This is a genomic window from Caulobacter soli (genome assembly GCF_011045195.1).
Lineage (GTDB): Bacteria > Pseudomonadota > Alphaproteobacteria > Caulobacterales > Caulobacteraceae > Caulobacter > Caulobacter soli.
Map to the genome: position 1 here is coordinate 4,183,666 of NZ_CP049199.1, position 19,988 is coordinate 4,203,653.

General features: G+C 68.4%; 15 protein-coding genes. 2 read left to right on the top strand and 13 right to left on the bottom strand.

Annotated features, from left to right (window positions below):
* Window positions 1-161 precede the first annotated feature (161 nt).
* The 4 genes from G3M62_RS19545 to G3M62_RS19560 form a co-directional block, all read right to left on the bottom strand.
* The gene (locus G3M62_RS19545; RefSeq protein ID WP_425483796.1) at window positions 162-2,501 is read right to left on the bottom strand and encodes a TonB-dependent receptor; all 2,340 of its coding nucleotides are present in this window, start codon (window positions 2,499-2,501) and stop codon (window positions 162-164) included.
* Between the two features lie 159 nt (window positions 2,502-2,660).
* Entirely contained in the window at window positions 2,661-4,679 is a 2,019-nt protein-coding gene (locus G3M62_RS19550; protein WP_165190049.1) for a tetratricopeptide repeat-containing sulfotransferase family protein, read from the bottom strand.
* Between the two features lie 194 nt (window positions 4,680-4,873).
* On the bottom strand, window positions 4,874-6,163 hold the full coding sequence (locus tag G3M62_RS19555; protein WP_165190051.1) for an NAD(P)/FAD-dependent oxidoreductase: 1,290 nt from the start codon (window positions 6,161-6,163) through the stop codon (window positions 4,874-4,876).
* Between the two features lie 130 nt (window positions 6,164-6,293).
* Window positions 6,294-7,694, bottom strand: coding sequence for a glutamine synthetase family protein (locus G3M62_RS19560; RefSeq protein WP_165190053.1), 1,401 nt, complete (start codon window positions 7,692-7,694; stop codon window positions 6,294-6,296).
* A 174-nt stretch (window positions 7,695-7,868) separates the two neighbouring features.
* On the opposite strand from G3M62_RS19560, the gene G3M62_RS19565 reads away from it, so the two are divergent.
* Window positions 7,869-8,117, top strand: coding sequence for an AbrB/MazE/SpoVT family DNA-binding domain-containing protein (locus tag G3M62_RS19565; RefSeq protein WP_205691907.1), 249 nt, complete (start codon window positions 7,869-7,871; stop codon window positions 8,115-8,117).
* Entirely contained in the window at window positions 8,114-8,500 is a 387-nt protein-coding gene (locus G3M62_RS19570; RefSeq protein ID WP_165190055.1) for a type II toxin-antitoxin system VapC family toxin, read from the top strand. The genes G3M62_RS19565 and G3M62_RS19570 overlap by 4 nt, the downstream gene beginning before the upstream one ends.
* A gap of 59 nt (window positions 8,501-8,559) precedes the next feature.
* On the opposite strand, the gene G3M62_RS19575 is transcribed toward G3M62_RS19570, so the two are convergent.
* The 9 genes from G3M62_RS19575 to G3M62_RS19615 form a co-directional block, all read right to left on the bottom strand.
* Window positions 8,560-9,963: an aspartate aminotransferase family protein gene (locus G3M62_RS19575; protein ID WP_165190057.1), complete on the bottom strand. Its 1,404-nt coding sequence runs from the start codon at window positions 9,961-9,963 to the stop codon at window positions 8,560-8,562.
* 138 nt (window positions 9,964-10,101) lie between these two features.
* Window positions 10,102-10,857 carry a gamma-glutamyl-gamma-aminobutyrate hydrolase family protein gene (locus G3M62_RS19580; RefSeq protein ID WP_165190059.1) on the bottom strand — a complete coding sequence of 252 codons (756 nt, stop codon included), beginning with the start codon at window positions 10,855-10,857 and terminating at the stop codon, window positions 10,102-10,104.
* A gap of 211 nt (window positions 10,858-11,068) precedes the next feature.
* Complete coding sequence (locus G3M62_RS19585) at window positions 11,069-12,229, bottom strand: ABC transporter ATP-binding protein (protein WP_165190061.1); 1,161 nt, start codon at window positions 12,227-12,229, stop codon at window positions 11,069-11,071.
* The gene (locus tag G3M62_RS19590; RefSeq protein WP_165190063.1) at window positions 12,226-13,080 is read right to left on the bottom strand and encodes an ABC transporter permease; all 855 of its coding nucleotides are present in this window, start codon (window positions 13,078-13,080) and stop codon (window positions 12,226-12,228) included. Before G3M62_RS19590 ends, G3M62_RS19585 begins: the two co-directional genes overlap by 4 nt.
* A gap of 178 nt (window positions 13,081-13,258) precedes the next feature.
* Window positions 13,259-14,149 carry an ABC transporter permease gene (locus tag G3M62_RS19595; protein WP_165190065.1) on the bottom strand — a complete coding sequence of 297 codons (891 nt, stop codon included), beginning with the start codon at window positions 14,147-14,149 and terminating at the stop codon, window positions 13,259-13,261.
* Between the two features lie 151 nt (window positions 14,150-14,300).
* Entirely contained in the window at window positions 14,301-15,416 is a 1,116-nt protein-coding gene (locus G3M62_RS19600) for an ABC transporter substrate-binding protein (RefSeq protein ID WP_165190067.1), read from the bottom strand.
* 96 nt (window positions 15,417-15,512) lie between these two features.
* Entirely contained in the window at window positions 15,513-16,892 is a 1,380-nt protein-coding gene (locus G3M62_RS19605) for a glutamine synthetase family protein (RefSeq protein ID WP_165190068.1), read from the bottom strand.
* A 134-nt stretch (window positions 16,893-17,026) separates the two neighbouring features.
* The gene (locus G3M62_RS19610; RefSeq protein ID WP_165190069.1) at window positions 17,027-18,394 is read right to left on the bottom strand and encodes an aspartate aminotransferase family protein; all 1,368 of its coding nucleotides are present in this window, start codon (window positions 18,392-18,394) and stop codon (window positions 17,027-17,029) included.
* 4 nt (window positions 18,395-18,398) lie between these two features.
* On the bottom strand, window positions 18,399-19,886 hold the full coding sequence (locus tag G3M62_RS19615) for an aldehyde dehydrogenase (RefSeq protein ID WP_165190070.1): 1,488 nt from the start codon (window positions 19,884-19,886) through the stop codon (window positions 18,399-18,401).
* Between the last annotated feature and the right edge of the window lie 102 nt (window positions 19,887-19,988).

Genomic DNA, 19,988 nt, shown 5'->3' on the forward strand with positions numbered 1-19,988 from the left:
CCTTCTCCCCTTGCGGTAGAAGGTGGCCTCCGAAGGAGGTCGGATGAGGGGTCGCACCGTGCTGTCCGCCGAAATCCGGACGCCAACCGGCACGCGTTTATCGACCCCTCATCCGTCGGCTTCGCCGACACCTTCTCCCGCAAGGGGAGAAGGACTTTCGATCAGAACCGCTGCCCGAACTTCAGGCCCATGATCCGCGGCTGGTTGGGCACGATGTACGGATGCGAGCCGCACACGGTCTCGATGCATTCGGCGTAGCGATAGAGGCTGGCGCGCTTGTCGAAGGCGTTCTTGACGTAGGCCTCCAGCATCCAGGAATCGCGGGCGATCCCGGCGGTGAAGTCGGCGGTCGTGTAGCCGTTCTGGCGGCCGATGATCTCGCGCTCCTGGATGCGCAGGTCGGTCCAGCTGCCGCTCTGATAGACCGCCGAGCCCTGCACGTGGGCCTGCAGGTCGCCGATGTTCCACTCGTAGCGCGTGGTCAGGTTGAACTTCAGCTTGGGCGTGATCGGCAGCACCGAACCGTCCGGCGCGTCGGGCGTGGCGCAGTCGGTGACCTGGACGCCGCCAACCAGTTCCTCGCAGAAGTTCTCGGTCAGGTGGGCGCTGGTGTAGGCGCCCGAGGCGTTCAGGGTCCAACCCTGGGCGATGGCCCAGTTGATGTCGGTCTCGACGCCCTTCACCTCGGCCGAGCCGGCGTTGTGGATCTCGGTCAGGCCGTTGGCGCCCAGCAGGCCGACCTGGAAGTCCTGCCACTTTTCCAGATAGACCGCGCCGTTCCAGCGCAGGCGATTGTCGGCCCACGAGGTCTTCCACCCCGCCTCGTAGTTCTTCAGATAGTCGGCGTCGTAGGGCGGGATGGTGCCGCGACGGTTGATGCCGCCGGGCCGGAAGCCCTCGGAATAGGTGGCGTAGACCAGCTTGTCCGGCGTGACCTTGTAGGTCAGCGTCACCTTGGGCGAGTTGCCCTTTTCCTTGATGCCCTTGTCCAGGTTGGTGCAGGGCGAGCCCGAGATCTCCGGCCCGGTGAAGCACTTGGCCTCGCCGGTGTTGGAGCTGTAGCCCGCGCCATAGCCGAAGAAGCCCTTCAGGGTGTTGTGCGCCTTGAAGAAGCGGATGCCGCCGGTGATCGTCAGCTTGTCGGTGATGTCGTAGGCCAGCTCGCCGAACGCGGCCTGGTCGCGGTCGACGCGCTTCTGCTGGGTCAGCCAGATGGTGTGCGGATAGCCCGGCACCGACAGCGACTCGCCCAGGGCGTCGATGATGTAGTCCTGGAAGATGCCGTGGGTCTGGCGCTGGTAGAACAGCCCGCCCACGAAGCGCAGGCGGTTCTCCTGCGGGGTCGAGACGCGGATCTCGTGGCTGACCTTGGAATAGGAGTCCTTGCCCTTGATGTACTGCGACGGGTCGACCGGATTGCCGGCGTCGTCGGTCCAGTAGGCGCCGTAGGTGGTCAGGGTGTCGTAGAAGAACGAGTAGTCGGTGTAGTCCGACTGGCTGTCGACCGTGCGCTTCAGGTACGAGCCGGCATAGACCACGTCGAGGTTGCTGATCTTGCCCTCGACGGTCAGGGCCGCCTGGCCCCACTTGTCGTTCGAGCCTTCCGGATAGAAGTGGCCGACCTTCAGGTCGCCTAGCGAGGGGTCGTAGGAGAACAGGCCGTGCACCTTCTCCTGCTGGCCCATGATGGTGGGAGTGATGATCCAGTTGTCGCCGACCTCGACGCGCAGGGCGGCGCGGCCGCCATAGGTGTCGACGTCGTTGTAGTTGTCCTTGACCCGGTTGGCGTTGGTGCGGGTCGCGCCCGAGGTCGGGTAGGTCAGGCTGTTGGCCACGTTGTCGATATAGCCGCCGTCGTGCTCGGCCCAGCCGACCAGGCGCACGGCGATCTTGTCGCTGATCGGCTGGTTGACGAAGCCCTCGGCCACATAGCCCGCGTCACCATGGGCGATGGTGTTGGCTTCCAGGTCGTAGCCGGCGCTGAAGCCGGCGGTGCTGGGCTTGTTGGTGATGATCCGCACCGTGCCGGCCTGCGAGCTGGCGCCGTACAGCGTGCCCTGCGGCCCGGCCAGGGCCTCGACCCGGGCGATGTCGTAGATGTGCAGGTCCAGCGCGCCCTGGATCGTGGTGATCGGCTGCTCGTCCAGATAGGTGCCGACCGTCGGCAGCGGGCCCGAATGGTTGGCGTTGTCGCCGCTGACGATGCCGCGCATGAACACGCTGGAGAAGCCCGGCGAGGTGGTCTGGATCGACACGCTGGGCAGGAACTTGATGTAGTCGTTGAGGCCCGCGATGTGGCGCTCTTCCAGGGTCTTGGTGCCCAGGGCCTGGATGCTGATCGGCACGTCCTGCAGGTTTTCCGACCGCTTCTGGGCGGTGACCACCACCTCGTCCAGGGCCACCGCGCCGGCCGGCGCCGTCTGGGCCTGCGCCGCGACCGTCGTCAGCATGGACGAGGCCATGAGGGCCGCCGTCAGCAGCCCCGTGTTGCTACGCTTCATCGCCGTCATTGGACGTTCCCCGCTCTTTAGGAGAACGAGGTTCGTCCTGGTTTTTTTGACCGGCAAGCGAGAAACTATTGAACGACTGTAAAACACGCCAGGTGACGTAAATTTGACACCTGGGCTGTCGGCGGCCCCTACGTCAGGGATTCCGGGTGATCAAAATCCAGGCGCGGCCGGATAGTGGGCGAGGACAGGCCCCAGGGCGGTCTTCAGCGGATCGAGCCACGATTCGTAGTTCTGCCAGTGCTCGACGGCGTCCTTGAAGATCGGCCGGCGCACCTGTTCGGAGCTGGCGGTGCGCACGGCGCGGTCGTTTTCGTGGAAGTTCAGACAGGCGTCCTCGAACGGCAGGCCGCAATAGTCGAGCAGGGCGCGAATCTGCGCCTCCGGGTCCTCGATCATCGCCTCGTAGATCACCCGGTGCACGCGGCCCGGCAGCACCGCGTCGAAGTGGGCCATCAGCTCGACGTAGTCGGCGTAGTAGCGGCCGATGTCCTCCAGGCCATAGCTGAAGTTCTGGCCCCGGGCGAAGTGCTGCTTGAAGCCCGAGAAGCAGCAGCCCAGCGGGTGGCGGCGGGCGTCGATGATCTTGGCGTTCGGCAGCATCAGGGCGATCAGGCCGATATGGGCGAAGTTGTTGGGCATCTTGTCGATGAACAAAGGCCGGTCGGTCTTGCGCTGCACCCGCGTGCGCTCGAGGAACTCTTCGCCCAGCGCTTTCAGGGCGTCGGCGTCCAGAGTGGCCAGAATCTCCGGATAGGCCGAGGCGTCCTTCGTGCTCTTGGCGCCGCTCAGCCGGCGGGCCATCGAAGTGATGTCGGGCAGCTCCATCGTGCCCTCCACCGCCGAATGGCTGGCCAGGATCTGCTCGACCAGGGTCGAGCCGGCGCGCGGCAGGCCCAAGATGAAGATCGGGTCGGGCGCGGGGCAGCCCTGGCCCGCCCGCGCGGCGAACAGGTCGGCGCTCAGCGTCGCCTTGCTGCGCGCCACGTGCTCGGTCATCACGCCCGGATCGTAATGGATCTGCTCGCGCCGCAGGGCCGCGCCCTTGGCGTAGTGCTCAAAGGATCGGGCGTAGCGGCCGGCGTCCTCGTGAGCCTTGCCCAGGGCGTAGTCCAGGTGCAGGCGGTCGTCCTCGGACAGGTCGTCGCGCGCCAGCTGGGCCTCCATCGCCGCCAGGTCGGGCTCGCTGAAGCGGTAGGTCTTCATGTTGGCCAGGCTCCACCAGGCCTCGCCCAGCGACGGGGCCTGGTCGACGGCCTTGCGGTAGGCGGCCGCGCAGTCGGCCGAGCGCCCGACGGTCTTCAGCGCATGGCCATAGCTCATCCAGCCTTTGGGCTGCTGGGGATAGCGGGCCAGCACCTCCTCGTAGAGCGCGATGGCCGGGGCGTATTCGCCGATCCGCGCCAGGGCGGCGGCCTTGAGGTTCAGATAGGACGGGTTGCGCGGCTCCTCGGTCAGCAGGCGCTCCAGCTGGACCAGGGCGTCTTCCGAGCGGCCCAGCCGGTACAGCACGGTGGCCAGGTTGTGGCGCGCGGCGGTGAAGCCGGGGGCGATCTCCAGACACCGCAGCAGCAGGTCTTCCGCCTCTTCCTGGCGGCCCAGGCGGGCGACGGCCTCGGCCAGCATGCGGATCGCCGCCGGCTCGTCGGGTCGGGTCTCCAGCATTGCGCGCAGCAGCTTCTCGGCCTCGCCGGGCTTCTCGTCGACCAGGGCGACGGCGGCGGCCATCAGCTGCGGGTCGCGCGCGCCGGCCTTGATCTGGCGGGCCCGGGCGGCCTGGGCCTCGGCCTCGTCGCCGGTCAGTTCCAGGGCCTCGGCCAAGCCGCGCCAGGCCTCGGCCAGCTCGGGTTCGGCGGCGACGGCCCGCTTGAAGGCGGCGACGGCGGCTTGGGTCTGGCCGGCGGCGGCCAGGATCCGGCCATGCTCCAACTGGACCGGCGGCGACTGGGGAAAGGCTCGCGACAGGGGCTCGATCGTCCGCAGGGCCTGCTGGAGATCACCCGCCAGCCGCAGGGCCGTGGCCAGGATCAGGGTCGCCTCGGCGTGACGCGGCACGGCCTCCAGGATCGCCCCCGCCTGCTCGGCCGCCATCCGCGGGTCGACGCCCAGCAGGCGCTGGGCATGGGCCAGAGCGGTGGCGACGCTGCCGGAGGGGGCTGTGGTGGTGGTCATGGGAGGATGGGATGGCGCTGCGGTGGGGATGTCAATCTGCAGCGCCCTGCCCGCGAACACTTGCCCCCTACGGGTCGCTTCGCGACCGTCTTCCCCCGAAGGGGGAAGAGGCCTCAGCGCGAAGCCTCCGCCCCCTATGGGGGCGGACAGGCGGCGAAGCCGCCAGGTGGGGGCAAGTAGGCGAGCCTCGGCGCCTAGAGCCGATCCCGCAGCGCATACCAACTGAGCCCCGCCACCGTCAGCGGCCAGCGCAGCGACCTTCCCCCCGGGAACGGCGGCGTCGGCAGTCTCGCCAACCGCTCGACGCCCTCCCCCTCGCCCAACGTCGCGTCGGCCAGCAGCTTGCCGAAATACGGCGCCAGCATCACCCCCTGCCCCGAATAGCCCGCCGCGATCCGCACCCCCGGCGCCAGTTCGCGCACGAACGGCGCGCGGTGGACGGTGATGCCCAGGGTCCCGCCCCAGGCGTGGGTCACGGCGACGTCGGCCAGGTCCGGATAGATCTTCAGCATGTGCCGCCTCACGAACCCCTTCAGGTCCGGCGGGAAGCCCGGGCGATAGTTCTCGCCACCGCCGAAGATCAGCCGGCCGTCGGGGCTCTTGCGGAAGTAGTTGATCACGAACCGGCTGTCGGCCACCGCCGCGTTCGAGCGAATGATCGCGTCGGCCCTCTCGCCCAGAGGCTCGGTGGCCAGGATGAAGTTGTTGATCGGCATCACCCGGGCCCGAGCCGTTCCACCGACCAGGTCGTCCAGATAGCCGTCGCCAGTCAGGATCAGCTGGTCGCAGGTCACGCGGCCTTTCGGGGTCTCCACCACGATGGCCCCGCCCTCGCGCCGCCAGGCCATGGCGCGGCTCTGCTCGTGGATCACCGCCCCCGCCGCCATCGCCGCCCGCGCCATGCCTAGCGCCAGGTTCAGCGGGTGCAGGTGGCCGCCGCCGTGGTCGACCAGGCCGCCGTGATAGACGCCGGTCCCCAACTCGCGCGCCAGGACGTCGGGCGCGATCAGGGCCAGCTGGTCGTAGCCGTAGCGGCGCTGCATGAACTCGATATGGGCCGCGTCCTCGGCCTCGCCGCCGCGCTTGTGGCGGGCGTGGATCATGCCGGGACGGAAGTCGCAGGCGATATCGTGCGCGGCGATCAGGGCCAGCAGGTGGGCGCGGGCGTCCTGGCTCATCGCCCACAGCGCCAGGGCGTCGTCGCGGCCGACGGTCTTCTCCAGCCAGGCCTGGTCGTTGCGCTGGCCCGTGTGGACCTGGCCGCCGTTGCGGCCACTGCCGCCACTGCCGACCTGGGCGGCTTCGAGGACGACCACCGACACGCCGCGCTGGGCCAGCTCGAGCGCCGCGCCGAGACCGGTGTAGCCCGCGCCGACGATGCAGACGTCGGCGCGGGCAGCCTGTTGCAGCCCGGGGAGCTGCGGGAACGGCGTGGCCGTCTGGGCATACCAGGACGTGGCGGGGTGGCCTGTGTTGGCGAACACCTACTTGCCCCCACCTGGCGGCTTCGCCGCCTGTCCGCCCCCGTAGGGGGCGGAGCCGGGCGCTCTTCCCCCTGCGGGGGAAGACGATCGCGAAGCGATCCGTAGGGGGCAAGTGTTCACCGCACCGACCTCACACATTCAGCAACAGGAACTCCCGCTCCCACGGGCTGATCGTGCGCATGAAGGTCTCGTACTCGGCCTGTTTCACCGTCGCGTAGGCCGCGCAGAAGGTGCCGCCCAGGATCTCGATCAGCGGCGTCGCCGCCTCGAACAGGGCCACCGACTCCAGCAGGCTGCGCGGCAGTTCGATGCCGCGGATGTTGGCGTCGGTGTCGACCGGGGCCGAGGGCGACAGGTTGTGGATCATGCCCAGATAGCCCGCCGCCAGCACCGCGGCGATGGCCAGGTAGGGATTGGCGTCGGACGAGGGAATACGGTTCTCGACTCGGCGGTTGGCGGGATCGGACGGCGGCACCCGCAGGCCGCAGGTGCGGTTGTCGTAGCCCCACTGGGTGTTGACCGGCGCGCCCGAGTCTCGCGCGATCCGGCGGTAGGAGTTCACGTACGGCGCCAGGATCGCCATGATCGCCGGCAGGTAGCGCTGCTGGCCGGCGATGAAGGCGTAGAACATCGGGGTGGCGTCGCCGGTCTTGGGGTCCGAGAACAGGTTCTCGCCGTCGCTGTTCAGGATCGACTGGTGGATGTGCATGGCGCTGCCGGGTTCAGACGCCATCGGCTTGGCCATGAAGGTGGCGTAGATCTCGTGCTCCAGCGCCACCTCGCGGATGGTGCGCTTGAACATGAACACCTGGTCGGCCAGCTCGAGAGGTGAGCCGTGGCGCAGGTTGATCTCCATCTGGGCCACGCCGCTTTCGTGGATCAGGGTGTCGATCTCCAGGCCCTGGCGTTCGGAATATTCGTACATGTCCTCGAACAGGGCGTCGAACTCGTTGACCGCCGCGATGGAGTAGCCCTGGCGGCCGGTCTCGGGCCGGCCCGAGCGTCCGATCGGGGGCTTGAGCGGATAGTCGGGGTCGGTGTTCTTCTCGACCAGGTAGAACTCGATCTCCGGCGCGACGATCGGCTCCCAGCCCTTCTCGCGATAGAGGGCCACCACCCGGCGCAGCACCTGGCGCGGGCTCTCCTCGACGGGGCGGCCGTCGGGATGGAAGGCGTCGTGGATCACCTGGGCGGTCGGATCCTGGGCCCAGGGCACCACGGCCAGGGTGGCCAGGTCCGGGGTCATGAAGATGTCGGTGTCGGACTGCACCGAATTGACCGCGCCCTCGAACTCGGGGAAGTCGCCGGTGATGGTCTGGTAGAACACCGCCAGCGGCAGGTTCATCGACGGCGCGCCCAGGAACTTGCGCACCGGCATGATCTTGCCGCGCGCCACGCCGGCCAGGTCGGGCACGACGCACTCGATCTCCTCGATGTTCTGCCGCGCGAACCAGTCCTTGGCGTCGTCGAGGGAGGCCACGCCGCGCGTGGTCTTGGGGGCGGGTTTGGATTTCTTGTCTTTGTACTTCATGGGGCGCTCCTCGCGCTTTTCGAAGTCTAGTCTCTTGGGTTTTGGCGACAATCACACCGTCGGAACGGCTACGGCTTGGGGCGTTGCTAGGGCGGAGGTTTCGCGGATGGCTCGATCGCGGGACTTCCGGTATTATTACCGCTCATCACAGACGCGGGTTCATCCGAGATGACGGTGATCAAGGCGATCATGTCCGAGAGCGGCGGGGTGACCTTCCCGGCCGACATTCGCGCCGCGGCCGGCCTGGAACATGGCGGCCCGGTGGTGATCGAGGTCGTCGACGGCGAGCTGCACGTGCGCAGCATCAAGCAGGTGATGGACCGCGCCTCGGCCTTGGCTCGCAAGCTGCTGGGCGACAAGCCCGGCGCATCGGTCGATGACTTTATCGCGGAACGGCGGCGCGAGGCCGAGGCCGAGGATTGACGGTCGTCCTCGACGCCTCGGCGCTTCTGGCGCGGCTGCTGCGGGAACCAGGCATGGACCGCGTGGATGAGGCGCTGCGCGACGCTGTGATGTGCACGGTCAATCTGGCGGAGGTCGTCGGCTACTTCGCCAGAGAAGACGTCGAGCCGGAAGCGATCCGTGAAACCCTGGCCGATTTGCCGATCGTCTATGTCGCGCCGGACGAAGCCCTGGCGATCCAGGCGGGTCTGATGCTGCCGATCACGCGCAAGGCGGGTCTTTCGCTGGGCGACCGTTTCTGCTTGGCCCTGGCCCGCGCCACAAACGCGACGGCCCTGACCGCCGACAGAGCGTGGAAAGACTTGGCCGCAGAGCTCGGCGTAGAGGTCGAGCTTATTCGCTGAGGTGCTGAGGGGGCGCATCGGCGATCATCCTCGCCGTGCGCCCGTGAGACTGCCCGCGCTCATCCCGCCGCCTCCGGCTTCAGCGCCCGCAGCACCGGTTCGGCCTCGTCCAGGGCCTTGCGGATGATCCCCACCAGTTCGTCGATCTGGGCGTGGGTGATGATCAAGGGCGGGCAGCAGACGATGCTGTCGCGGATGGCGCGGACCATCAGGCCATTGGCGATGCACAGGTCGCGGACGATCGGGCCGGCCTCGCCTTCCTTGTCGAGGAAACGATGGTTGGTCCCCTTCTCGCGCACGATCTCGACCGCGCCGATCAGGCCGAGCGACCGGGTTTCGCCCACCAGCGGGTGGTCGTTCAGCGTGGCCAGGGCCTTGGCCAGATAGGGCCCGGTGTCGTCGCGGGTGCGCTCGACCAGGCCCTCGCGCTCCATGATCTCGATGTTCTTCAACGCCACGGCCGCCGCCGTCGGGTGGCCCGAATAGGTAAAGCCGTGGATGAAGTCGCCGCCCTTCTCGCGCAGCTCGGCGACGATGTGGTCGGCCACCCCCACCGCCGAAATCGGCAGGTAGCCGGACGACAGGCCCTTGGCCATGGCGATCATGTCGGGCTTCACCCCGTAATGCTGGTGGCCGAACCACTGGCCCAGGCGTCCGAAGCCGCAGATCACCTCGTCGCAGACCAGCAGGATCCCGTACTTGCGGCACAGGGCCTCGACGGCGGGCCAATAACCGTCCGGCGGGATGATCACCCCACCCGCGCCCTGCACCGGCTCGCCGATGAAGGCGGCGACGTTCTCGGGACCGAGCTCGAGGATCTTGTCCTCGATCTCCTTCACGGCGCGGTCGCGGAAGGCGGCCGGGTCCTCGCCGAAGCCGTCGCCGAAGGCGTAGGGCTGCATCACGTGGTGCACGCCGGCGATCGGCAGGTCGCCCTGCGCATGCATGTGCTTCATGCCGCCCAGCGAGACGCCCGCGACGGTCGAGCCGTGATAGGCGTTCCAGCGGCTGATGAAGGCGGTGCGCTGGGGCTGGCCCTTGAGCTTCCAGTAGTGACGGGCCAGGCGGAAGACCGTGTCGTTGGCCTCCGACCCCGACGAATTGTAGAAGACGTGGGTCAGGTGGCCGCCCATCTTCTCGGCGATCTTGGCGGCCAGCTTCACGGGCGGCGGCGTCGCGGTCTTGAAGAAGGTGTTGTAGTAGGGCAGCTCGAGCATCTGGTCGTAAGCGGCCTTGGCCAGTTCCTCACGCCCATAGCCGACATTGACGCACCACAGGCCGGCCATGCCGTCGAGGATCTGGTGGCCTTCCCCGTCATGGATGTAGACGCCGTCGGCCCGGGTGATGATCCGGCTGCCGCCGAGCTCGGCGATGACCTTGTGGTCAGCCTGGGCCGGCAGGTGGTGGGCCAGGTCCAGGCGCTTGAGCTCGGCGATGTCGTGGTTGCGGATCGGGACGGTCATCGGGGTACTCCTGGGGCGGTCTAGTTTCTTGTTGTGTTCTTCAGTCCGTTTTCCCGGCGAAGGCCGGGACCCAGCTTCATCCTGAGCCTTGGCAGGGCTTCACCTGGGCCCCGGCCTTCGCCGGGGAGACGGGGTGGGCTAGGCGGGAGGGCGCAGGCCCTCGCCCCGCAGCGCGCGGCCGAACACCTGGAAGAACGCCTGGCTCTGCGGATTGCGCTCGGTCTTCCATTCGGGATGCCACTGGACGGCCAGGACCGGCGCGCCGTTGACCTTGGCCGACACCGCCTCGATCACACCGTCGGGCGCGCGGGCCTCGACCAGCAGGCCTTCGCCCAGCATGTCGACGCCCTGGTAGTGCACGGAATTGACGGTGGCGGTCTCGGTGTCGAAGGCCGTCGCCAGCACCCCGCCAGGGGTCAGGCGGACCGCGTGCTCGTGGTCGAACATGCCGACGAAGTCGACTTCGTCGGGCGCATGGTGGGGGATCAGTTCGTCCGCCTGGGCCATGTCGCGCCGCAGCGTGCCGCCGAACGCGACGTTGATCTCCTGGAAGCCTCGGCACACCCCGAACACTGGGCGGCCCAGGTCAAGCATCGCCTGGATCAGGTCGGCGGTCATGGTGTCGCGCGCGGCGTCGAACGGGCCGGGGGCGTCGGGGACGTCCTGGCCATAGAGGGCGGGGGCCAGGTTGGACGGGCTGCCGGTCAGCATCAGGCCGTCCAGGCGGGAGGCGACTTCGGAGGCCTTCATCAGCTCGGGCATCGACGGCACCAGCAGGGCCGCGGCGTCGGCGTATTTCATGGCGTTGGCGACGTAGCGGTTCATCACCGCCTGGGCGGATTCGATCCCGACGGTGCGGGTGCAGCAGATGACGCCGGCGACGGGGCGGGTCATGGCTTGCCCCCTACGGCTCGCAGACCCTCCCCCTGTGGGGGAGGCGATCGCGTAGCGATCGGTGGGGGGAGTTGTCGGATCGAAGATCGTGGGCCCGGCCAGTTGCCGATCACTCCCCCCTCCGTCGCCCTGCGGGCGACACCTCCCCCACAGGGGGAGGACCTTGGAGCGCGAAGCCGCCAGGTGGGGGCAAGGGAGTGAGCCACGGTCATCAGCTCAACAACACCGCCGGCGAACACGCGTGCCAGCCCAGCCAGACCGCCTCGCCCAGCTTGAAGTCCTCCTGGTCCCAGCGCGTCAGGTTCTGCCGCGTCACCTTGATCCGGCGGCCGCTCTTGATCTCGACCTCGTAGACGCTTTGCCCGCCCAGATAGGCCTCGTGCTTGATCACTCCGGCCACGGCGTTCTGGCCCAGCGGGCAGTCGCCCATGTTCGGCGGCGGGGCGCCGTCGGGGCGCTTGTGCAGTTCGATCTTCTCGGGCCGCAGGGCCGCCCAGACCGTTCCGCCGCGCGCGCCGGTGACGCCGTGGTCCAGGAAGATGTCGCAGTCCAGGTCCGGCGATTTCACCACCGCGTGGCTGGGCTCGTCGACGGCCAGCACGCCCTCGAACAGGTTCACGCTGCCGATGAAGTCGGCCACGAACCGGCTGTTGGGGAACTCGTAGAGGTCGCTGGGCCCGGCCACCTGCTGCAGCACGCCGCGGTTCATCACCGCGCAGCGCGACGCCAGGGCCAAGGCCTCGTCCTGGTCGTGGGTGACCATGATGAAGGTGATGCCGACCTTCTCCTGCAGGGTGCACAGCTCGGTGCGCATCTGGTCGCGCAGCTTGGCGTCCAGGGCCGACAGGGGCTCGTCCAGCAGCAGCACGCGGGGGCGCTTGACCAGGGCCCGGGCCAGGGCCACGCGCTGCCGTTGGCCGCCCGACAGCTGGTCGGGCTTGCGCTGGGCCAGGCCGTGCAGTTGGACCAGGTCCAGCGCCTCCTCCACCCGCCGGTCGCGCTCGGCCTTGGAGACGCGGTCGACCTTCAGGCCATAGGCGACATTGTCGGCCACGCTCATGTGTGGGAACACGGCGTAGGACTGGAACACCATGTTCACGGGCCGCTTGTTGGGCGGCACCAGGCTGACGTCCTGGCCGTCGATCAGGATGCGGCCCTCGGTCGGCGTCTCGAACCCGGCCAGCATCCGCAGCAGCGTGGTCTTGCCGCAGCCCGACGGCCCCAGCAGCGAGAAGAACTCGCCCTCCTGGATGCTGAGGGAGACGTTGTCGACGGCCACCATCTTGCCGAAGCGCTTGGTGACGTTCTCGAAGGTGATGATGGGTTGGTTGGTCACCCTCGGTTCCCCCTGGTGATGTTGTAGGGCGCTCATTTCCCGTCCCCATGCGCGCCCGCCACGCCGGCCGGATCGCCCTGCATCTTCAGCGCCACGGCCGTCAGCAGCACGGTCAGCACGATCAGGATGGTCGAGGCCGCGTTGACCTCGGGCGTCACCGAGAAGCGCACCATCGAATAGACCTTCACCGGGAAGGTCACCGTGTCCGGCCCGGCGGTGAAGAAGGTGATGACGAAGTCGTCCAGGCTGAGCGTGAAGGCCAGCAGAGCGCCAGCCACCAGCGAGGGGGCCATGTGCGGCAGGATCACGTCCCAGATCGTGCGCCATTCGCCGGCCCCCAGGTCGCGGGCGGCCTCCTCCATCTCACGGTTGAAGCTGGCCATGCGGGCGCGGACCACCACCGCCACGAACGGGAACGAGAACGACACGTGGGCGATGGTGATGGCCCCCAGGTTCAGCGGCCAGGGCAGGCCGACGGGCCAGGGCATGACCTTGGCGAAGAACACCAGCATGGCCACGCCCATGCAGATCTCGGGCACCACGATCGGCAGGGCCAGGGCGCCGTCCAGCACCGTCTTGCCCGGAAAGCGGAACCGCCACAGCACCAGGGCGACCATGGCGCCGAGCGCGACGCTCAGCACCGTGCACAGGGCCGCGATGGTCAAGCTGTTGGCGAAGGCCTCGATCAGCGAGGAGTCGTGGAACGCCTTGTCGTAATATTTGAGCGTGAAGCCCTTCCAGACGATGTTGCGCCGGCTGTCGTTGAAGCTGAACGCCATCAGGGCGATCAGCGGCGCATAGAGGAAGATTCCCACGGCGGCCAGCCAGGCCTGCATCTGCCAGCGGCGGAGGTATTCCAGGGGGCCGGGGGCGCTGCGCTTGGTCATTGGCCGGCTCCCTGGCGGACGCCCACTAGGTCCTCCCCCCGTGGGGGAGGCGGCCGAAGGCCGGTGGGGGGAGTGTTCGGATAGAAGGTCTGGGAAACGGCCGCCTGCCGATCACTCCCCCCACCGTCGGCTTCGCCGACACCTCCCCCACGGGGGGAGGACCTGAGTGCGTGCCCCCTCATGCCCCCGCCCCCTTCTTCCCGCGGCTCAGCAGGGCCTGCACCGCGATGGCCACGAAGGTCAGGTACATCAGCAGGAACGACAGGGCCGCGCCGAACGGCCAGTCGTTGGCGCGCTTGAACTGGCGCTCGATGACGTTGGCGATCATCTGGCTGTCGGGGCCGCCCAGCAGGTCGGGGGTCAGATAGGCGCCCAGCGCCGGGATGAAGGTGATCAGCACGCCCGAGGCGATGCCCGGCAGGGCCAGGGGCACGACCACCTTGAACAGGGTGCGCAGATGCCCCGCGCCCAGGTCGAGACTGGCCTCCAGCAGCGACTTGTCGAGGCGATCCAGGGCAGAATAGAGCGGCAGCACCATGAACGGCAGGTGCACATAGACCAGGCCGACGATGACCGCGAAATTGGTGTGCATCATCGGGATCGGCTGGAACGGGGCCAGGTGCACGACCTTGCCCGCCAGGTTCCAGACCGCCTCCAGGCCCTTGTTGATATAGCCCTCGTCGCGCAGCACGGCGATCAGCGCGTAGGTGCGGATCAGCAGGTTCGTCCAGAACGGCAGCATGATCAGCAGCAGCAGCCAGGTCTTGGCCTTGTCGGACGCGAAGGTGATGGCCAGGGCGACCGGGAAGCCGATCACCAGGCACAGGCCCGTGGTCAGGGCGGCGACCCAGGCCGACTTCAGGAAGATCTTCAGGTACAGCGGCTCGATCGCCCGGGCGTAGTTCTTGAACGTGCCGGTGATGGCGATCTCGGTCAGGCCCGCGTTGTGACCGAAGCTGTAGGCCCAGACGATGGCCAGCGGGACCAGGAAGAACAGCACCAGCCACACCAGCGGCGCGGCCAGCGCCGTGGCGAAGACGGATTTCGCCTGTTTCCAGCTTTGCTCCATCGCGTGGTCCCTCTCAATAGGTCCTCCCCCCGTGGGGGAGGTGTCGGCGAAGCCGACGGAGGGGGGAGTGATCGGACGTCGACCGCCCTAGTCTCCCCCCACCGACCGCTACGCGGTCGCCTCCCCCACGGGGGGAGGGCCTTTGTCGCCCCTAGGCCGCCCGCACCCGGGTGATGACTTCCTCGTACAGACTGGCCTTCTCGGCGCCCTCGAACGCCCCGTACTCGCACTTGGCCAGCTGGGCGGCCGACGGGAAGATCACCGGGTTGTCCTTGTAGGACGGCGGCATCAGCGCCTTCGCGGCGGCGTTCGGCGTCGGGTACAGGATCGTCTTGGAGATCTCGGCCCCGGCCTGGGCGTCCAGCAGGTAGTTGATGAACTTGTGCGCGTTGTCGGGACGCGGCGCGCCCTTGGGGATGCACAGGGTGTCGGAGTTCAGCAGCGAGCCTTCCTTCGGGATCACGAAGTCCAGGTCCGGGTCGTCCTTCATGACCTGGGCGATGTCGCCGTTATATTCCAGCACCAGGTCGACATCGCCGGCCACCAGCATGTCCTGGCCGTTGTCGTCGTGGAACGCCTTCACGTAGGGCTTCTGGTGGATCAGCATCTTCTCGATCTCGGTGACGAGCTCGGGCGGGATGTTGTTGACGCTGTGGCCCTTGTACTTGGCGGCCAGGCGGATCAGGTCGGCGCTTTCCGACAGCAGGGCGATGCGGCCGTTATACTGGGCGCTGTCGAACAGGTACTTCCAGCTGTCCGGAACGCCCTGGACCTTGGACTTGCGATAGCCGATGCCCAGCACCAGCCAGGTATAGGGCATCGAGTATTTGCGGCCCTTGTCGTAGTCGGGGTCGAGGAAGGCCGGGTCGATGTTCTTGATGTTGGGGATCTTGGCGTGGTCCAGTTCCTCCAGCATCCCCGCCTGGCTCATGCGGGTGACGAACTCGTTGGACGGCACGATCACATCATAGCCGGCGTTGCCCGCCTTCAGCTTGGCGAACAGCTCGTCGTTGGTGGCGAACAGGCTCATGTTGACGTCGACGCCGGTGGCCTTCTTGAAGTCGCCCAGCGTCGTCTCGCCGATATAGGTGTCCCAGTTGTAGAAGTTCAGCTTGGGCTCTTCGCCGGCCGGCGACTTGGCCGCCTCGCCCGACGGCTTCTGGCCGCAGGCGGTGAAGCTGATGCCGATGGCGGCGGCGCCCATGGCCGTCAGCAGCGAGCGGCGCGTGCCCAATACTCGCCCAGAAGGAATGCGGTTGGTGCTCATGGCGTTGGTGACTCCCCTTAGGTTGTTGCCGTTGCACGATCAGGAACCCTCCCCGCCCGCGCTTTCAACTCAAGCCGTACTCCCCGCGCCTCGCCGTCAGGCGTTGCGCAGATACCAGTCATAATCCAGCTGCGTGACCACCTCGGCGAAGCGCGCCTGCTCGGTGCGCTTGACCGAGACGAACATCTCCACGAACCGCGCGCCCAGATAGTCGCGCAGCACGTCCGAGGCCTCGAACAGGTTGACCGCCGCGTACCAGTCGGTCGGCAGGCGGATCTTCTCCTTGGCGGCGGCCGCGTAGCCGTCGCCGACCACCGCCGCGCCCGGGTCGATCCTGTTCGTGATCCCGTGGTGCGCGCAGGCCAGCAGCGCGGCCAGCACCAGGTACGGATTGGCGTCGGCGCCGGCCACGCGGTGCTCGACATGGCGGGTCGGCGGCGGGCCGGCCGGCACGCGCAGACTGACCGTGCGGTTGTTGACGCCCCAGGTCGGAGCGACGGGCGCGTAGCTGTTGGCCTTGAAGCGGCGATAGGAATTGGCGTTGGGCGCCAGGATGGCCATGCAGTCGGCCATCAGCACCTTCATGCCGCCGATGGCGTGCTTGAGCAGCTCGGAGCCTTCCGGGTCCTCGGCGGCGCAAAGGTTGTTCCCCGCCGCGTCGTTGAAGCTGACATGAACGTGGAAGCCGTTGCCGGCCTGGTCGGCCCAGGGCTTGGCCATGAAGGTGGCCTCGCAGCCGTGCTTCAGGGCCACGCCCTTGGCGGCGCGCTTGTAGCGCAGGGCGTCGTCGGCGGCTTCGAGCGCGTCGGGCTTGTGCTTGAGGGTCAGCTCGACCTGGCCCGGGGCGAACTCCGAGATCGCGCCTTCCAGCGGCACGCCCAGGGTGTCGCACACGTCCCACAGCTCGCGCAGGAACGGGGCCACCGCCTCCAGCTCGGGCAGGCCGTAGACCTGAATGCCGTGCGGCCGCTCGCCGGTCTGCAGCGACCTGGCCGGCAGCAGCTCACCCTTGGGGCCGCGCTGCTGGTCGACCAGGTAATATTCCAGCTCGCAGGCGGCGACCGGCGTCAGGCCGTCGGCGGCGAAGCGGTCCAGCACGCGCTTGAGGACGTGGCGGGGATCGAGATCGTTGGCCGTCCCGTCCAGCTCATAGAGCGACAGCATGACCTGGGCCATGTCGTCGCCCAGCCACGGGGCCAGGGTCAGGGTTCCCGGCACGGGCCGCGCGCGACGGTCGGCGTCGCCGTCCTCCCAGACCAGGCCGGTTTCCTCGCAGTCGGCCCCGTTGGTGTCGACCACCAGGATCGAGCCCGGCAGGAACCGGCCGTAGTCGTAGATCGCCTGCAGCTCATGGATCCGCAGGCGCTTGCCGCGCGGCACGCCGGTCATGCTGGTGAAGAACACGTCGACGTACTTCACCTGCGGGTGGGCGGCGAGGAAGTCAGCGCACTCTTGCGGGTTGGCGACCATGCTCATCTAAAAACCCCGCTCATCCCGGCGAATGCCGGGACCCAGATCATAAGGCCGAGCGGCGCCCAGAAGACCTGAATGCTCAGGCTGTATCTGGGTCCCGGCATTCGCCGGGATGAGCGGATCTAAAACCTGAAAACTCATGCCGCTATCCCCTCAAGCGCCCCGGCGAACCCGTCGATGGCGGCGACCAGTCGGTCCACCGCCGCGTCCTCGGTCATCGGCGACACCAGCATCATGGTGTGGAAGGGCGCGATCAGCACCCCTCGGTTGATCAGCCACAGATGAAGCGCATGCAGCAGGTCCGGGTCCAGCGCCTCGCGCATGGCGGCGGCGTTTTTCGGTGGCGAGGGGGCGAAGACCAGCTCGACCCGGGCGCCCACATGCACCACCGACCAGGGCAGGCCGCGCACCGCGATCATGGCCCGCAGCCCCGTCATCAGGGTCTCGGCGCCGGCCAGCATCCGCGCATAGGCGGCGTCGGTCATCACCTCGCTCAGCATGGCCCGCATGGCGGCGACCGCCAGGGCGTTGCCCGACAGGGTGGTGCCGATCCCCGACTGGCCGGGCCCGACCCGGGCGGCGGCCCGGTCCATGCATTCCGACAGCTGCGCCGTCACGCCCCAGACCGCGGCCGGCACGCCGCCGGCGATGGCCTTGCCGATCACCAGCATGTCGGGCGCCAGGCCATGGGCGCGGGCGTAGCCGCCGGGGGCGGTCGAGATCGTGTGGGTCTCGTCGATGATCAGCAGCGTGCCGGCCTGGCGGGTCAGGTCGCGCATCACGTCCAGAAAGCCCGGCTGCGGCAGGATCATCCCGCAATTGGTCATGGCCGGCTCGGCCAGGACGGCGGCGACGTCGCCCGGCGCCAGGGCGGCGGCCAGGGCCTCGGGATCGTTGAACGGCACGACGCGGGTGGTGGCCGTCAGGTCGTGGACCTGGCCGATCAGGCCGGGCTTCATCACGGGCGCGCCGTCCTTCAGCACCACGAAGGCGTCCTCGACCATGCCGTGGTAGCAGCCGTCGAACACCAGCACGACGGGCCGCTCGGTGACCGCCCGCGCCCAGCGGATCGCGGCGCGATTGGCGTCGCTAGCCGTGGTCGCCATCTGCCACAGCGGCAGGCCGAAGCGCTCGGCCAGCAGCCGGCCGACGATCACCGCGCTGGCCGTGGGCAGCATGAAGCCGGTCCCACGCAGGGCCTGGTCGGCGATCGCCCGGGCCACCGCCTCCTGGCCGTGGCCGAACATGGCCGGCGTGTCGGCCAGGCAGAAGTCGTCGTACAGCTTGCCGTCGATGTCGGTGATCTGGGCGCCCACGCCCTGGGCCGCGAAGATCGGGCACGGACTGGCCCAGTCGGTCATCCAGTGCATCGGCGCCCCGCCCCGCCAGACGTCGGCCGACTGCCGCGACATGGCGCACGAGCGCGGATGCTCGGCGACGAACCGCCGGGCCTCGTCCTGGATCAGGTCGGACAGCGTCGGGGCGTTGGCGGGTTTGGGGGTCACCGCATCACCTGATCGTCACCGACACCGACTTCAGGTCGGCGTATTTGTGCAGGGCGTGCAGGCTGCGGTCGCGGCCGAAGCCCGACTGCTTGAAGCCGCCGAACGGCATGGTGATGTCGCAGGCGTCCCAGCCGTTGATCCATACCAGGCCGGCCTTCAGCTGGCGGGCCGAGGTCAGGGCGCGGTTGATGTCGTTGGTCCACAGGCCGGCGGCCAGGCCGTAGACGGTGTCGTTGGCCAAGGCGATCGCTTCGTCCTGGGTCTTGAAGGTCTGCACGCCCAGCACCGGGCCGAACACCTCTTCGCGGGCCAGGGTGTGGTCGGGGGCCAGGCCGTCGAAGATGGTGGGCTCGACATAGAAACCGCCCGTCTCGGTCCGTACCCGCGACCCGCCCAGCAGGCGGCGCGCGCCCTGGCTGTCGGCGGTGGCGATGTAGTCGAGCGCGGTGTTCATCTGCCGCTCGCTGACCATGGCCCCGAAGTTGGTCGCCGGGTCCAGCGGATCGCCCGGGACCATGGTCCTGGCGACGGCGATCACCTTCTCGACGAAGGCGTCCTTGAGGCTGTCCTGCACCAGCAGGCGCGAGGCGGCCGTGCAGACCTCGCCCTGGTTATAGAACACGCCCCAGGCGGCGGCTTCGGCGGCGGCGTCCAGGTGCTGGCAGTCGGCGAAGACGATCTGGGGCGACTTGCCGCCCAGCTCCAGCGACACGCGCTTGAGGTTGCTGCGCGCCGAATATTCCATCAGCCGCCGGCCGACCGGACCCGAGCCCGTGAAGGCGATCATGTCGACGTCCATCGACAGGGCCAGGGCCTCGCCCGCCACGCCGCCCAGGCCGGGAACCACGTTCAGGACACCCGGCGGGAGCCCGGCCTCAAGGGCCAGCTTGCCCAGCTTCAGGGCGGTCAGCGGCGACTGTTCGGCGGGCTTGAGGACCACCGAATTGCCCATGGCCAGGGCCGGGGCGACCTTCCACATCGCCATGTGCAGCGGGAAGTTCCACGGCACGATCGCGCCGATCACGCCCAGCGGTTCGTGGGCGGCCCAGCTCAGCCGATCGATCGGCGAAGCCCCGACCTCGCCATAGATCTTATCCAGCGCCTCGGCGTACCAGCGGGTAGTGCCGATCGCCAGGGGCACGTCGACGGCCCGGGCGTCGCGGATCGGCTTGCCGGTGTCGAGGGACTCCAGCAGGGCCAGTTCCTCGGCGTCGCGGGCCATCAGCTCGGCCAGCTTGAACAGCACCGCCTTCTTGGCGCGCGGGCCCTGGTCGCGCCAGCGGCCGTCCTCGAAGGCGGCGCGGGCCGAGGCCACGGCGCGGTCGACGTCGACCGCCTGGCAGGCGGCGACCTGGTTGATCACCGTGCCGTCGCGCGGCGAAACATTGTGGAACGTCTGGCCCGAAGCGGCCTCGACCAGCGCGCCGTCGATCACCGCCCGTCCCGGCAAGGACAGGGTCTTGATCGCGTCGATGGGGCTGAGGGCGGTCACGGGAAAGCTCTCTGTAAACTGTGATCACAGTTTGCGTCGGATAGACGACTGTCAAGGTGGGGCGGCGAACTGGCGAGACGGCGCCTGACAGTTGGGCGCCCT